Here is a 15,124-nt window from a genome sequence, read left to right on the forward strand (position 1 = left end):
AAAACCATGGGTGACGTTGACGAGACCGCCGAGGCCGCACCGGTGGCCATGCCGAGGCCGCTGGTGCCCAGGCTCGCCGTCGACGACCTCGTCCCGCACGTGGCCAAGCGGATGGACGCGCTCGACACCGCCGCGGAGAAGGTCAGCCTCGACCTCGGACTGCTGGAACTGGTGCGCACCAGGGCATCGCAGCTAAACGGCTGCGCCTACTGCACCGACGCGCACGCCGCAGAGGCGCTCTCGGCAGGCGAGCATACCCGCAAGCTGCTCAGCCTCCCGGTGTGGCGCGAAGCGCCGTTCTTCACCACCCGCGAACGCGCGGCGCTCGGCCTGACCGACGCCATCACCCGGCTCACTGACGGCCCGGTCACCGACGAGGTGTGGGACAGCGCGGCCAAGGAGTTCACCGAGGTCGAATTGGCCGAACTGGTGTGGACTATCGCTATCATCAACACCTGGAACCGCATCGCGGGCCCGGCCCGCCCGTGGGCCATCGAATAGTCGAGGGGGACCACCGGAAATGAGCACGTCGCTGTCCCCGGATTCCGGGGTTTCTTCGCCGACGCCTTTTACCGGGCGGCTGGCGATGTCCGAGGACGAGGTGTTCGCCGATTTCGCCGCGCGGGTGCCGCTGGCGGGCGCGGTGGTCGCCGAGGTCGGCGGGGCGTTCCCGGTGGCCATGCTGCACCGGCACGGCGTCGCCCGCTGGTACTCCGTCGACCCCAACCGGGTCGCCCAGGTCGACCCGTCCGGGGTGCGGGAGGTGCTGGCCGTGGGCGCCGAGGACCTGCCGCTGCCGGACGCCTCGGTCGACGCGGTGTTCTCCTGCAACGCCTTCCAGTTCGTCGACATCGGCCCGACCCTGCTCCAGGCCGCGCGGGTGCTGCGTCCCGGCGGGGTGCTGTACGCGCACTTCGGTCCTATCTGGAGCGCCGTCGACGGGCACCAGTTGGAGTACACGTCGTACCAGGGGCGTGACCTGACTTTCTGGGATGACACGCTGCTGCCGCCGTGGTCGCACCTGCTCTACACGCGCGACGAACTGCGCGCGCTGCTGAGCACCGGTGTCGACGAGGGCCTGGCCGACGTGCTGGTGGCCCACGTCCACGACAGCCGCACGGTGAACCGGGCGTTCTTCGAGGACTACGTGGCCGCCGCGCTGGCCAGCGGCCTGGAGTGGCTGGAGGTCGCCACCTCCGACCACCTCGACTACGAGATCACCCCACCCGCCTACGACCCCGCGCTGACCCGACCGGTCGACCTGGCCGCGCTCGCCGCCGGGGTGTCCGCCCGCCGCGGCGCCCCGACCCGGCTCGGCGTCCGCGACGTGCTGATGGTCTTACGCAAACCCGCCTATCTCTAGGAGAGCCATGAGTGACCTCGCCGTTCTCGGCGGCACCCCGGTGCGCGCGCCCCGGCCGTGGCCGAGTTGGCCCCAGTACGACGCGGCCACCGAGCGGTCGCTGCTGGACGCGCTGCGCTCGCGCCGCTGGGCGGTCAGCTGGCCCACCGACGGCACCCGGTCCCGGGAGCGGCGCTTCGCCGAGTCGTTCGCCGCCTACAACGGCGTGCCGCACGCGGTCAGCGTCGACCACGGGTCCAGCGCGCTGGTGGTCGCCCTGGAGGCGTTGGACATCGGGCCGGGCGACGAGGTGGTCGTGCCGGTGATGACCTGGGTCGCGCCGGTCGCCGCGGTGCTGCGGGTCGGGGCGCTGCCGGTGGTCGTGGACGTCGACCCGGAGACCGGGTGCGTCACCCCGGACACCGTGCGGGCCGCGCTCTCGCCGCGCACCAAGGCGATGCTGGTGGTGCACCTGGCCGCCACGGTCGCCGACATCGACGGGTTCGTCGCGCTGGCCGAGGAGACCGGGGTCGCGCTGGTCGAGGACTGCGCGCAGGCGCACGGGGCGCAGTGGCGCGGCCGCAAGGTCGGCACCTTCGGCGCCCTGGGCTGCTTCAGCTTCCAGGTCGGCAAGGTGCTGGCGGGCGGCGAGGGCGGCGCGGTCATCACCTCCGACGAGCGGCTCTACCGGCGGATGCAGCAGCTGCGCGCGGACTCCCGGCGTTACCCCGACGGCGAGCTGTCCCCGGGCGACCTGGAGCTGATCGAGTCCGGCGAGGTCATGGGCGGCAACTACTGCATGTCCGAGCTGACCGCGGGGGTGCTGCTCGACCAGCTGACCCGGCTCGACGACCAGCACCGGCACCGCGACCGGATGGCGCTGGAGCTGGAGCGCGGGCTGGCGGCGCTGGGGGACTTCTCGGCGATCCCGGTGCCGGAGCAGGCCGACCAGCGGTCGGTGTACGAGTACGGGATCCGGTTCCGGCCGGGCACCTTCGGCGAGGTGCCGGTGGAGCGGGTCGCCGACGCGGTGGGCGCCGAGCTGGGCATGGCGCTGTGGCCGCCGGACCTGCCGCTGCACCGGAGCGTGATGCTGAACGCGCACACCAAGAAGCGGTTCAGTCTGGTGTGGACCGACGAGGGCCGGGAGCGCGCGCTCGGCCGGTCCTACCCGGGGGCCGAGGCGTACCGCGAGACCACGCTGATCTTCCACCACCAGGCGCTGCTCGGCGACCCCACCGACATGGCCGACCTGGTCGACGCCGTCGCCAAGGTCCGCGACGCGCACAAGGACCTCATCTAGGGAGTCGGGATGGCCGAGGCGATCTGGGACCGCTTCGCCGCGCGCGACCGCGTGGCGATCAACTTCACCCTCACCTGCAACCTGGCGTGCGCGCACTGCATCGTCGAGTCCAGCCCGCAGCGCACCGAACGCCTGACCGTCGACGAGGTCCGCGCCGCCCTGGACGCCGCGGCCCGCAACGGCAAGAAGCACATCACCTTCAGCGGCGGCGAGGTGTTCCTCTACCCCAAGCCGATGTGCGAGGTCATCGCGTACGGCCGCTCACTGGGCCTGGTGGTGGATGTCGAGTCCAACGCTTTCTGGGCGCGTGACGAGCGCACGGCCAAGCTGAAGCTGGAACCGTTCGTGGAAGCCGGGATCGCGGGCTTGTCCCTGAGCGCCGACGCCTACCATGTCGCGTACTTCCCGGTGGACCGCACCATCATGGCCGCCCAGGCCGGTCGTGCCGCGGGCTTGTTGACCGAGATCAACTTCTGCCCGTCCGACCAACCCGAGGTCGACGCCGCCATCAAGTCCGCCCTCGACGCCGCGGGCGAGCCCTACCTGGAGAACGAACTCCTCGACCGCGGCCGCGGCAAGGACCTGCACACCATCGTCACCCGCCGCCACATCGACGACCTCCCGGAGTGCACCAGCCTCACCACGACTGTCCACGCCACCGGCGACGTCTACGCCTGCTGCGAACTCGACATCTCCACCGACGCGATGAAGCAGACCCCCGTCTTCCTCGGCAACATCCGCACCCCGTCGACCGAGCAGGACGAACGCGAACACCTGGTCACCGCGTTCTACGACCCCACATCCCCCATCTACTTCCGCCGCCTGGTCGAGTCCCACCCCCTCTTCCAGGACCTCGCCACCGACCGCTACGCCACCATCTGCGACTTCTGCATGACCACCCTCCGCGACCCCGCTCGTCTTGCCGCCCTGCGCGCTCTCCTCGCCGCAGTCCCTGCCTGACTCACCCCTCGCCATCCACCCTGGTCCGCCTGCGCCAGTAGGCGACGTTCTTGAAGGTGAGAAGGGTGTGAGGGTGGTCGATTCCGAGGATGCGGACTCGGTCGTCGAGTAGTTCGGTGAGGGTCTGCGCCGCGCCTGCCGGATCCCCGGCTTCGCCCCGCCAGTTGGCGAGGTTGTGGCGGGTGGTGAGGGTGTGGGGGTGGTCGGGTCCGAGGACGCGCAGGTTGTCGTCGAGTAGTTCGGCGAGGGCTTGTGCCGCGCCTGCCGCGTCGCCTGCCTCGCCCCGCACGCGGGCGAGGTTGTGGCGGGTGGTGAGGGTGTCGGGGTGGTCGGGTCCGAGGACGCGCAGGTAGTCGTCGAGTAGTTCGGCGAGGGCTTGTGCAGCGCCTGAGACGTCGTCTGCTGAGGCCTGCCATCGGGCGAGGTTGTGGCGGGTGGTGAGGGTGTGAGGGTGGTCGGGTCCGAGGACGCGCAGATGGTGGTTGAGTAGTTCGGTGAGGGTCTGCGCCGCGCCTGCCGGATCCCCGGCTTCGCCCCGCCAGTAGGCGAGGTTGTGGTGGGTGATGAGGGTGTCGGGGTGGTCGGGTCCGAGGACGCGCAGGTAGTCGTCGAGTAGTTCGGCGAGGGCATGTGCTGCGCCTGCCGCGTCGCCTGCCTCGCCCCGCCAGCGGGCGACGTTGTGGCGGATGGCGAGAGTGTCGAGGTGGTCAGGCGAGAAGTAGTGGTGTGCGGCGGAGCCAAGGTTCTCGAAGTGGGCGACGGCGGCGTGCACGAGGCCGGCTTCGCCGAGACTTTCGCCGGCGTGGAACAGCACAATGTGGCCATCCGGCTGCCACAGGTGTTGTCCGCTGTTGTCGGCAAGGGCGTTGGTGTTGGTGCGGAGTGTGGCCGCGTACTTGGTGTCGCGTTCGATGTCCGGCCAACTGGCCATGAGTGCGTCGGCGGCCGCGTGGGCGAGTAGGGCGAGTTGGTCGTCGGACAGTTGGTCGCGGGTGGCGTGTTGGACCAAGGCGTGGATGCGGGCGGTCGTGTCGGTGACGGTGATCAGGTTGAGGCGTTGCAGAGCGCCTAGGGCCCTGGCGGCCAGGTCCGCATTGGCGACGGACAGGTAGTCCAGGATGGGCTGGGAAGTCAGCACGGACAGCGGGATGCCGTTGGGGTCCAGCAGCGACATCACCTCCAGCATCGGCCGGGCCACCTGTGCGGGCGGCAGAGCGTCGGCGGCGTTGATCGAGACAGCCCAGGTGGTGGCTATCTGGTCGCCGGGGCCGGACCAGTCCTCCGGGAACAGCTCGGCCAGGGACGCTCGGCGGGTGCGCCAGTTGTCGATGTACGACTCGCAGGTCATCCCCGGTGTCATGTCGATGAGCGCGGCGGCTTGGCTCAGGGCCAGGGGCAGGCGGCCCAGCAGCGCGGCCAAGTCCTCCACCCCCGACACATCGCCGAGTACGCCGCGCAGGTAGTCCGCCGACTCCGCCTCGGTGAACACGTCCAGGGGGACCATCCGCCGGGACTTCGCTTGCAGCACCCACTTCTCGTGGCGGCGGGTCGTCACCACCAACCGCCCAGATGTGCCGGTGTTCGGCCACAGGTCCTTCACCTCGGCCGGGTCGGACACGTCGTCCAGTACCAGCAGCCACTTGCGGGAGGTTGTCGCGCACCAGTCCAGGAAGCGCTTGGCGGCTCGCTCGGGATCGTCGATCGCCGAACCGAAGACGATGGCTGCCAACTCAGCCAAGCCGCTGAGCAGGTTCGACCGGGACGCGGCGGTCACCCACCCCAGTAGATCCACATCCCGCACCCGGTTGGCGTAGTCCGCCGCCGTCTGGGTCTTGCCGACGCCGCCCATCCCGGACAGCACGACCCCGCCGGTGACCAGCGACTCCAGTTCCGGCACCGACCGCGGCTGGAACCCGTCCACGACCACCGGCACCGCACCCGACCGGTACGGCAACCCCTCCACCGACCGCTGAGCGCCGAACGACACCGGCCCGTGCACCACACCGATCTGGGCCGAGGTTCCCGACACGTCCCCGTCCAGGTGGTTCCCGTCCGTCATAGGTCCATCATCGACTACGGGGCCGTACGTGATACCACCCGGGCGAGGGCGGCGATGTCGGAGCGCGTCACCCGGCAGCAGCCGCCCACGACCTGCGCGCCCGCCGCCACCCACTCCGCCGCCAGGTCGACCGAGAAGCGGGACGGGCCGCTCCACGTGCCCGTCCACGACTCGCCGCTGTTCGGGTACACGACGATCGGCTTGTCCGTCACCGAGCGGGCCGTCGCGATGGCCGGGCCGATGTCGTCGGGCGCGCTGCAATTCACCCCCACCGCCGTCACCGAGGGGCTCGCCGCGGCCACCTCGAAGGCCTCGGCCAGCGGCTGACCGGCGCGGGTCCGGTCGCCCTCGACGGTGTAGGTGATCCACGCGGGCACGTCCACCTCCGCCAGCGCCACCCCGAGCGCCTCGGCCTCCACCGCGTCCGGGACCGTCTCGCACGCCAGGATGTCCGGTCGCGCGGCCGCCAGCACCCGCAGCCGCGGCAGGTGCCAGTCGACCAGCGCCGCCACGCTGAGCCCGTACCGGCCCCGGTACTCCGACCCGTCCGCCAACATCGCGCCGTACGGGCCGACCGACGCCGCCACCCAGCGGTCCACGCCGTCGGTGAACTCGGCGCGTGCGGCCACCGCCACCTCGACCCCCAGGCGCAGCACCCGTTCCGCGTCGGCGCGCCCGAGCCCCCGCGCGGCGAACCCCTCGAACGACGCCTGGTAGGTCGCCGTGGTCACGATCGTCGCCCCGGCCTCGAAGAACGCCGTGTGCGCCGCGGTCAGCGCCGCGGGCTCGTCGAGCAGCAACCGGGCCGACCAGAGGTGGTCTGACATGTCGTGGCCCCACGCCCGCAGCTCGCTGGCCAGACCACCGTCGAGCACCGTGGGGGAGTCCGGGAAGTCCACCGCGCCGAGGGTAGTCAGGTGCGCAGGAAGGACGCGGCCGGTCGGTGGACGCCGTTGAAGTCGCAGGCCAGCTCGATGGCGTAGCCGGTGATGTTGCCCAGGACGAACGGGTCGCCGGGGCGGGGGAGGGGGCCGCCCTCGGCCACGGGGATCGGCTCCCACTCGTCCAGCCAGTCCTCCTCGAAGCAGCTGCGCCCGCAGATCCGCCACGGTCGGGTGTCCCCGGGGACCAGCGTGCCGAGTACCGGTATCCGGATGTGGTCGGCCCACTGGAGGTGGCTCATCAGGCCGAGGTCGAGCAGCAGCACCACCTGCGACGCGGTCTCCTTGACGTCCAGCACCTGCGTCACCAGGGCCATGCAGTCGGTCATCCAGAACCGCCCCGGCTCCAGGATCACCTCGACCCCCGCGGGGACCGCCGCCCGGACCGCGCTGAAGAACGGGTCCAGGTCCGCGGGCTCCGAGAGCAGCCCGCCACCCAGGTCCACCGACGCCAACTTCAGCCCGGCGGCCGAGGCGGCCGACACGATGGCCGACGCGGTGAACACGTAGCTCGCCAGGTCGTTCTCCTCCGACCCGTTGTGCGCGTGCACCCACCGCAGCGAGCACCCGTACCCGGCCGCGATGTCCCTGGCCAGCGGCAACTGGTCCAACCGGATCCCGAACCGGCTGGGACGCCACAGCGGCATGCCCTCCGGGATCTCCAGCCCGTCCAGGTTCACCCGCACCCCCACCGGCGACCCGGGGCACTCCCGAGCCAGCTCCTCCAGCTGCGCCAACGAGTCGCAATGCCAGCGGTCGATCTCCCCGCGCCGGAACGCCTCGTAGAGCGCGGCCCGCTCACCGAACGGCAACCCCGGCGAGGTCAGGCTCAGGAACGCGCTGGGCGACGCCTCCCGCGCGGCCGCCACCTCGAAGGCGTTCGCCACGTCGAACCCCAGGCCCGCCCGCGCCGCCCCCGCCAGCACCTCCGGGTGGGTCGACGCCTTCACCGCGCACAGCAGCCGGATCCCGTGTCGCTGCGCGGCGGCCGCCCCGGCGGCATACCGGTCGTCCAGCGTCGTCAGGTCCGCGACCAGGCCGTACGACCCCGAGGCGCACCGGTCGAGCAGCACGTCGCGGAAGGCGGGGGAGAGCCGGTCCGGGGGCAGCAGGGCCGCGGTGATCACGTCGGTCATGTCCAGGACTGCTTCCTCGTCAGGTGCTCGGCGATGATCTCGGCGGCCTCGGTGGTGACCGCGGGGTCGTGCATGCCGAAGCACACCCGCAGCACCGTGTGCGGGTGGCCCTGGGGGCGCGGCGGGTCCTCGGCGGCGTACCAGCTCAGGCCGGTGTAGTGGAACCCGAAGCTGGCCGACTTCCACACCGGGATCGACCGCCGGGCCGCGTGCTGCTCCACCAGGGTGAGCTCGGCGTCCAGGTCGTCCCACAGCGGCCAGGTCGGCGGACCCCCGATCGGCTCAGGGCCGGGCAGCTCCAGCAGGTGGACCTCGACGAAACAGCCGTGCTCGTTCTCCTCGACCGCGTACCGCACGCCGTCGAGCTTGTCCTTCAGCACCGCGCCAGCCAGCACGTTCGCCGCACGCAGGTGCCGGTTCGCCCGAGCGGACAGCGGCTCGTTGGGTAAGTCCACCGCGGCCAACAGGCGCAGCGTCGCGGGCGACACACAGGCACCGGTGACGGCGAGCGCGTCGGCGAAGAACCGCTGCATGCCCTCCAACCACAGCGGACCCTCACCGGTGTTCGCCTCCGTCGTCACCATCGCGACCGAGCCCAGCGAGCACAGCTCGAGCCCCAACTGGTCGAGCTTCGCGTGGCTGCGCAGGACCACCAACGTCGTGTTCAACTCCGCGCGAACCACCGGCGACTCCACAGTGGACTCGCGGTGACCGTCGACCGTCTCGAAGGGGTTGTCCGCGCTGGAGCAGCACGTGTTGTCCCACAGGACGCAGCCGACCTTGCCCGGGTCCAGCTCGCGCAGCACCCGCGTCACCGCCTCCGCTCCGCCGTCCGGCCTGCTGGAGTCGAGGAACACCGTCACCGGGTCCTCGGCGGCGTGCGCGGCGGTCAGCAGCTCACCCACCGTGTCGTGCTTGTGGACGACCACCCCGGACAGCCGCGCCATGTGGAACAAGATCTCGGTCTCGTGGTAGAGCCGGTTGGTCAGCACCAGGTGCGGCCGCCCGCGCTCACTGGCCATCCGCGCCACCGCGATCAACCACGCCGTGATCGCCGACATCCCGTTGCGCGCGTACCAGGTCTCCACCGCGCAGTCCTCGCCCCGCACCCAGCTGTACGGGCGGGCCAGCGGCGACTCCGGCGGGAACCGCACCTCGGCGCGCTCGTAGTCGTAGGTGCACACCGCCTCGTCGACGCCGCTCGGGTCGCCGATGTAGGACAGCGAGTTGCGCCACGACCCGTCGCTGTCCGCCGTGCGCAGCACCAGCTGCCGCACCGCGAACCCGCGCTGCACGGCGGTCAGCAGCGAGGCTCCGGAAACATCCGACCACCAGGCCGCCTCGTCGAGCAGCCGGTCGGCGACGCTCGGGTGGGCACCGGCGAGCAGCCGCGCCAGCAGGTGCCCGACCTCCTCGGCCATCCGGTCGAGCTGCGCCGGGTCGCCGGTCGCGCCCTCGGGCGGTGCCGTGGTGGCCATCGGTCTGCGCACGCGATCACACCTCGGGACTAGGTCGGGAACAGGTCAGGGAGGGAGGACACTCGGACAGAGCAACGCGAGTAGTCCACCAGGAGTAACCCAGGACTCGTCAGGGGCGGACGGATCGCAAGCGTAGCAAGAGGATCCCCGCGCGTGGCCGCTTTTGGTCCACTTCGGTCTGACCCGCGCGAGGAGTCCACCCGCGACCGGTTCGCCGATTTCGCCCACGCGGCCGAGCCGGGTTGCTACTATCGACGCGGCGCCACGCCACCCCGCGATTCGTCCTCCCACGAACCGGGTTCCCGTCGCGCCGTTCGTGACCGCTCATCGCGGGCGCGTGATCCGCGGGGGCCCCAGGCCACCGGCGGGCCGACCTGGCTCGTCGTGGCGTGGTGTGGCCCTTCCCGCACACCCCCGGCGCCGGTCGGGGGTGAGGGCTGCATCCTTCGGGGTAGCGCGAACCACGTGCCACCCCGACACGACGTGACCTTTGGGGATGGGTATGGGATCGAACAACGGTTTCGCGGGCTGGTGGCGCCGGGCCAGGGGGCGCGCGCCGCTCACCGAGCACCTGGACACCGCGGTCGACGCGGGCGTCCGCCTCGACGACACCCACGGCGCGGTGGACGCCGACTTCGTCGCGCTGGGCCTGGGCGGCACCAACATGATGGCGATGCTGTGGAGCGTCGCCATGGGCCGCCGGGTGGTGGGCGTGGAGCTGCGCGGCGACCCGGCGCTGGGCGTGCACTGGAACATCCGCGAGGACTTCTACCACCACCTCGGCCTGATCGACCAGCTGATGGCCGAGCACTACCCGCCGCAGCGGCTGCCCCGGCGCGCGGACGGCAGGCCGTTCAAGCTGCGGGAGACCTTCTACACCCCGCACACCGAGCCCGGCGGCATCTACACCGACGAGGTCATCAGCGGGTTCCTCAGCTCGCTCGGCGACGAGACGCACGTGGCGGGCCTGATCCACCACACCGAGTTCATCGACGACCGGTGGGCCGATGGCAAGCCCACCCGGGTGCTGACCATCACCGACCCGCCGCGCCCGCCCGAGTGCCACGACCCGAGCAAGATCGGCCGCGACATCGCCGACGTGCTCGACGGCCCGTCCACCTTCCAGATCGGCGCCTCCGAGGCGCTGGTGATGATGCGCCGCTACCTGGAGATCATCGAGGAGATGGACCTGGCCGCGGGCGTCGAGCCCAGGGTCCGGCTGTTCCTGTCGCACCGCGTGGTCACCAGCGACCCGGGCGACGAGGGCTACCTCAAGTGGTTCCGCCAGGAAGAGGGCTTCGTCGGCTTACCGGACGGGCGCAAGTCGCTGCGCCTGGAAGCGGTGCGGGAACTCGACTACAAGGGCAAGTTCCGCCGGGTCCGGGTACCGGGCACCCGGGTGATGGACCTGGGCACCCCCGAGCTGTTCATGATCGCGCAGGGCTTCAACAGCGACGACGCCGAGCGGCTGGGCTTCAAGCAGGAGGACGTCAAGGTCGACCACCACGACGGCCGCGGCGCCGTCGTCGCGCAGGCCGACTACCTGGCCGGGCTGATGGAGCTCAACGTGCACGGCCGCCTGCGCCGCCGGATCGCCTCCGAGTTCGACAAGGACGGCACCGAGTACTGGGTCCGCCAGATCGCCGTGGGCCACGAGGACGACCCCGAGGTCGGCTGGATCCTGGTGCAGGTGCCCGACTTCAAGACCTTCGACCCGGTGCTCGCCGGGCTCGTGCAGCCGGGCACCGACCGCAAGTCCAAGGAGTACCTGGGCGCGCACCAGCACCTGCTGCGCGAGTTCTACCTGGAGCAGGTCGCGCTGATCACCGAGATCCCGGTGCACGAGCTCGACGAGATCCAGATGCCCTACGGCCCCAAGCTGTTCAGCCTGGTGGAGCGGGTCGGCGCGGACGCGCAGGTCGCCACGAACGGTGTGGTCGCCGGGGATTCCTTCGGCAACGGCCACTTCCTCACCAGCGGCGGCGCCATCACCGGCATGGTCGGGCACGCCTCCCGGGTGTACCGGTACTGGGTGGACCGCGACGCCGGTGTCGCGCCGGAGCAGGCCATCCGCGGTCTGGCCGAGGCGATCAAGAAGGACACCGACGGCTGGTTGCACGTCAGCGCCCAGGAGTTCAGCCAGGCCGTGCCGATCAACTTCGGCCAGGAGCGGATCGCCGCGATCGAGAAGCAGACCGGGCGCTCCAGCAGCCTGCGCGCGCACACCATCGACGCGACCCGCCGCCACCGGCACTCGCTGGTGCCGCTCAACCCGTCCGACTGGCGCAGGCTGGTGATCTACGCGGGCAGGCTGCACACCCACGACCTGCCGCCGCTGCTCGACACCCACCCGCTGTGCCGCGACACCGACGAGGTGCTCATCGCCGACCCGAGTGCCACAGCCGACTCGAATGCCACAGTCGAGCCGGATGTCACCGCTGCCCCGATGGCGGGTGTCGCGCGGTCGTGAACGAGCAGCAGAACCCCGACCACGTCCAGCGGCCCAAGGGCGACGCGTTCGGGTCACTCGGGGAGACCGTGGCCGCGCGCACGCTGCGGGCCGGGCCGTTGCGCACCCTGCGGGAGCGCCAGCAGGCCCTGGTCGTGCTGTGCGTCGGCACCCTGATGATCATCCTGGACGCGTCGGTGGTCAACGTCGCGCTCCCGTCCATCCGCGCCGACCTGGGCTTCTCCGAGTCGGACCTGGCGTGGGTGGTCAACGCCTACCTGGTGCCCTTCGGCGGGCTCCTGCTCTTCGGCGGCAGGCTGGGCGACATCGTCGGCGCCAAACGGGTGTTCCTCGGCGGCCTGGCGCTCTTCGGCGCCGCCTCGGTCCTGTGTGGACTGGCCGCGACCAAGGAGGTGTTGGTCGCCGCCCGGTTCCTGCAAGGCGTCGGTGGCGCGCTGGCGTCGTCGGTGGTGCTCGGCATGATCGTGTCGATGTTCCCCAAGCCCAAGGAGCAGGGCAAGGCGCTGGCGTTCTACGCCTTCGTCGCCTCGGCGGGCGCCGCGATCGGCCTGCTGGTCGGCGCGCTGCTCACCGAGGGCGTCGACTGGCACTGGATCTTCTTCGTCAACGTGCCGATCTGCGTGGTCACCGTGCTGTTCGCGGTGCGGCTGCTCAACGACCGGCGCGACGAGGACACGGTCGGCGTGGACGTGACCGGCTCGGTGCTGGTCGTCGGCTCGCTGATGCTGTGGGTCTACACCATCGTCCAGGCCGTCGACCACGGCTGGACCTCCGGGCGCACCCTCGCCCTCGCCGGTGGCGCGCTGGTCCTGCTGATCGGCTTCGCCGTGCGGCAGCGGATGGCCAGGCACCCGTTGGTGCCGCCCGAGGTCTTGCGGGCGCGCAATGTCGTGTGGACGAACGTGACGCTCGCGTTGGCGGTGACCGGCCCGACAGCCACCTTCTTCCTCGGCGCGCTCTACCTGCAACAGGTGCTGCGGTTCAGCGTCGTCCAGGTCGGCCTGGCGTTCCTGCCGGTCGCGGTGACCATCGCGGCGGTGACGCTGAAGCTGGCGCCGAGGGTGATGCGCAAGGTCGACCCCAAGCAGGTCATGGTGATCGGCCTGGCCTGCCTCGCGGCGGGCCTCGGCGCGCTCGCGTTCATCCCGGTCGACGGCGTGTACGCCGCGCACGTGCTGCCCGGTCTGCTGCTCATCGGCCTCGGCACCGGCCTCGCGGTCCCCGCGACGCTGGCGGCCGCCGTCGCGGGCGCCACCCGGTTCGACGCCGGTGTCCGCTCGGGCCTGGTGAACACGACCCAGCAGTTGGGCGCCGCTGTCGGTCTCGCGGTGCTCGCCACGGTCGCGACCACCCGTGCGAAGGACCAACTCGGCGCGGGTGCGGCGGTCGACTCGGCGCTGACCAGCGGCTACAGCCTGGCCTTCGTCGTCGGCGCCGGGATCATGCTGGTCGGCCTTGCCGTCGCCGCACTGCTGGTCAGGCCCGCGGTGCCGAAGACGGCGCCGACCGAGCTCGACCCGACGCTGCGCCGGACCCCGATCGAGGGCGCGCCCACCCTGGCGGGCGCCAAGGACGCGGACTTCCTGGCCCTGGGCCTCAGCGGCGCCAACATGACCGCGATGCTGTGGTCGATCGCGATGGGCAAGCGCGCCGTGGGCGTCGACCTGCGCGGCGACCCGTACATGGCGGTCATGCACTGGAACATCCGCGAGGACATGTACCACCACCTCAGCGAGATCGACCGGCTGATGGCGCAGCGCTTCGGCGCGGACCGGCTGCCGCGCCGCGGTGACGGGTCGCCGTTCCTGCTGGGGGAGTGCTTCTACAACCCCGACCCGGAGAGCCCCGGCGACGCGCGCGCCGACGAGGTCGTCTCCGGGTGGACGCCGGACTCGCACATCGCCGGTGTGGTGCAGAAAGCCGAGTTCGTCGACGACCGCTACGTCGACGGCAAGCCCGCCCGCACCGTGGAGGCTCTCGGTGAGTACACCGCCCCGGCCGCGCCGGACCCGAGCCGGATCGGCCGGGACATGGGCGAGGTGCTGCGGGAGCGCTCCGGCTTCCAGACCGGCGCGCAGGAACTGCTGATCATCCTGCGCCGCTACCTCAAGGCGATCGAGAAGATGGACCTCGCCGCAGGCGTCGAGCCGCGGTGCAGGCTGTTCCGCTTCCACCGGGTGGTCGAGCCGACCAGGCGCGGCCGCGGCGAGCCGGACGGCTTCACCCGCGACGCGGACGGCCGGGTCCGCGTGCACATCGAGGCGATCCGCGAGATGGACGGCAAGCGCAGCTACGGCCGGGTCCGCGCGCCGGGGACGAAGGTCATCGACCTGGGCGTGCCGGAGCTGTTCATGGTCGCCGAGGGCCTGCACAGCGCGGACGCCAAGCGGCTGGGCATGGAGTTCGACCACCGGCTGGTCGACCACGGCGACGGCCGCGGCCCGGTCCGGGTGGAGGCCGACTACCTGGTCGGGCTGATGACCATCTACGTCGACAGCCGCATCCGGCAGCGAGTCGCCTCCGAGCACGACCGCGACGGCACCGAGTACTGGGTGCGCCAGGTCGCCATCGGGCACGAGGACGACGCCGAGATCGGCTGGATCGGCGCGCAGGTGCCGGACTTCCGCACCTTCGACCCGATCCTGGCCGGTCTGGTCCCGGAGGGGACCGACCCGGACTCGCCGGAGTACTTCGCCGGGTACCAGCACCTGATCCGCGACTACTGGCTGCGCCAGGTCTCGATCATCACCGAGATCCCGCTCAGCGACGTCCGGCGCACCAGCATCGCCTCCACGCCGACGCTGTTCACCGTCGAGGCCAAGTCCGGTGTGGACGCCCTGGTCGCGCGCAACGGTGTAGTGGCGGGCGATTCGTTCGGCAACGGCGACTTCCTGACCAGCGGCGGCATCAACACCGGCATCCTCGGCCACGCCGCGCGGGTGCTCACCTACTGGCGCAGGCGGGCCGAAGGGGCCGACACCGACACCGCGATCCGCGAGCTGGCCGACGGCATCAAGGCCGACACCGACGCGTGGATCGACGTCAGCCTGCCCAACTTCGCCCAACCGCCGCGCCCGTGCGCCGGTGACCCGGCGGCGTGGCAGCGGGTGATCGAGGCGACCAGGGCGCACCGGCGCGCGATCGCCCCGGTCAACCACCGCGACGAGTGGAGCCGGATCAACGTGTTCGTCGGCAGGCTCTACAGCTACCGGCTGCCGGACCTGCTGCCGACGCACCCGGCGACCAGGCCGGAGACCGCCGAGGCGCTCGCCCTGTCGATGACCGGTCGCGCCTCGGTGAACTCCGCGACCGGCCGCGACGACCCACTGCCCTACCACCACGAACCATCCACTCAGGATGGTGCGTCGGGGATGGCCATGGTCGACGTCTGAGCCCCGGCTCCGGAAGTTGTCGAAACGCTGTTCCCGCAAGGGA

General features: G+C 71.4%; 10 protein-coding genes. 6 read left to right on the top strand and 4 right to left on the bottom strand.

All coding sequences use genetic code 11. The features are described from left to right. Window positions 1-6 precede the first annotated feature (6 nt). The 4 genes from BMY07_RS01635 (at window position 7) to BMY07_RS01650 (ending at window position 3,605) form a co-directional block, all read left to right on the top strand. Complete coding sequence (locus BMY07_RS01635; protein ID WP_245782127.1) at window positions 7-501, top strand: carboxymuconolactone decarboxylase family protein; 495 nt, start codon at window positions 7-9, stop codon at window positions 499-501. Window positions 502-586: 85 nt separating this feature from the next. Further along, a complete protein-coding gene (locus tag BMY07_RS34750) occupies window positions 587-1,363 on the top strand; it encodes a methyltransferase domain-containing protein (protein ID WP_245782128.1) in 777 nt (258 codons plus the stop codon). Between the two features lie 7 nt (window positions 1,364-1,370). After that, window positions 1,371-2,645 carry a DegT/DnrJ/EryC1/StrS family aminotransferase gene (locus BMY07_RS01645; RefSeq protein WP_092774585.1) on the top strand — a complete coding sequence of 425 codons (1,275 nt, stop codon included), beginning with the start codon at window positions 1,371-1,373 and terminating at the stop codon, window positions 2,643-2,645. A 9-nt stretch (window positions 2,646-2,654) separates the two neighbouring features. Continuing rightward, window positions 2,655-3,605 (top strand): radical SAM protein, encoded by a 951-nt coding sequence (locus BMY07_RS01650; protein WP_092774586.1) that lies wholly within the window; start codon window positions 2,655-2,657, stop codon window positions 3,603-3,605. Window position 3,606: 1 nt separating this feature from the next. Here BMY07_RS01650 and BMY07_RS01655 read toward each other — a convergent pair whose 3' ends face one another. Genes BMY07_RS01655 through BMY07_RS01670 form a run of 4 tightly spaced genes read right to left on the bottom strand, consistent with a single transcriptional unit; the run spans window position 3,607 to window position 9,231 of the window. Beyond that, complete coding sequence (locus BMY07_RS01655) at window positions 3,607-5,664, bottom strand: tetratricopeptide repeat protein (RefSeq protein ID WP_092774587.1); 2,058 nt, start codon at window positions 5,662-5,664, stop codon at window positions 3,607-3,609. A gap of 14 nt (window positions 5,665-5,678) precedes the next feature. After that, complete coding sequence (gene mmuM / locus BMY07_RS01660) at window positions 5,679-6,563, bottom strand: homocysteine S-methyltransferase (RefSeq protein ID WP_092774588.1); 885 nt, start codon at window positions 6,561-6,563, stop codon at window positions 5,679-5,681. Window positions 6,564-6,577: 14 nt separating this feature from the next. Further along, the gene (locus tag BMY07_RS01665; RefSeq protein ID WP_092774589.1) at window positions 6,578-7,741 is read right to left on the bottom strand and encodes a diaminopimelate decarboxylase family protein; all 1,164 of its coding nucleotides are present in this window, start codon (window positions 7,739-7,741) and stop codon (window positions 6,578-6,580) included. After that, the gene (locus BMY07_RS01670) at window positions 7,738-9,231 is read right to left on the bottom strand and encodes a hypothetical protein (protein ID WP_143073301.1); all 1,494 of its coding nucleotides are present in this window, start codon (window positions 9,229-9,231) and stop codon (window positions 7,738-7,740) included. Before BMY07_RS01670 ends, BMY07_RS01665 begins: the two co-directional genes overlap by 4 nt. 490 nt (window positions 9,232-9,721) lie before the next feature. Between BMY07_RS01670 and BMY07_RS01675 the strand changes: the two genes are divergently transcribed. Both BMY07_RS01675 and BMY07_RS34755 read left to right on the top strand, forming a co-directional pair. Continuing rightward, a complete protein-coding gene (locus BMY07_RS01675) occupies window positions 9,722-11,689 on the top strand; it encodes an FHA domain-containing protein (protein ID WP_177215380.1) in 1,968 nt (655 codons plus the stop codon). Beyond that, window positions 11,686-15,081 (top strand): MFS transporter, encoded by a 3,396-nt coding sequence (locus tag BMY07_RS34755; RefSeq protein WP_245782129.1) that lies wholly within the window; start codon window positions 11,686-11,688, stop codon window positions 15,079-15,081. The genes BMY07_RS01675 and BMY07_RS34755 overlap by 4 nt, the downstream gene beginning before the upstream one ends. Window positions 15,082-15,124: the final 43 nt, after the last annotated feature.

Origin of the sequence: Actinokineospora terrae, from assembly GCF_900111175.1 — a bacterium.
GTDB lineage: Bacteria > Actinomycetota > Actinomycetes > Mycobacteriales > Pseudonocardiaceae > Actinokineospora > Actinokineospora terrae.

What these genes read in the sequence shown, in the direction of transcription:
- BMY07_RS34750 (WP_245782128.1), top strand. Translation starts at nt 587, where the DNA reads ATGTCCGAGGACGAGGTGTTCGCCGATTTCGCCGCGCGGGTGCCGCTG.
- BMY07_RS01655 (WP_092774587.1), bottom strand. Translation starts at nt 5,664, where the DNA reads ATGACGGACGGGAACCACCTGGACGGGGACGTGTCGGGAACCTCGGCC.
- BMY07_RS01665 (WP_092774589.1), bottom strand. Translation starts at nt 7,741, where the DNA reads ATGACCGACGTGATCACCGCGGCCCTGCTGCCCCCGGACCGGCTCTCC.
- BMY07_RS01635 (WP_245782127.1), top strand. Translation starts at nt 7, where the DNA reads ATGGGTGACGTTGACGAGACCGCCGAGGCCGCACCGGTGGCCATGCCG.
- BMY07_RS01645 (WP_092774585.1), top strand. Translation starts at nt 1,371, where the DNA reads ATGAGTGACCTCGCCGTTCTCGGCGGCACCCCGGTGCGCGCGCCCCGG.
- BMY07_RS01650 (WP_092774586.1), top strand. Translation starts at nt 2,655, where the DNA reads ATGGCCGAGGCGATCTGGGACCGCTTCGCCGCGCGCGACCGCGTGGCG.
- BMY07_RS01675 (WP_177215380.1), top strand. Translation starts at nt 9,722, where the DNA reads ATGGGATCGAACAACGGTTTCGCGGGCTGGTGGCGCCGGGCCAGGGGG.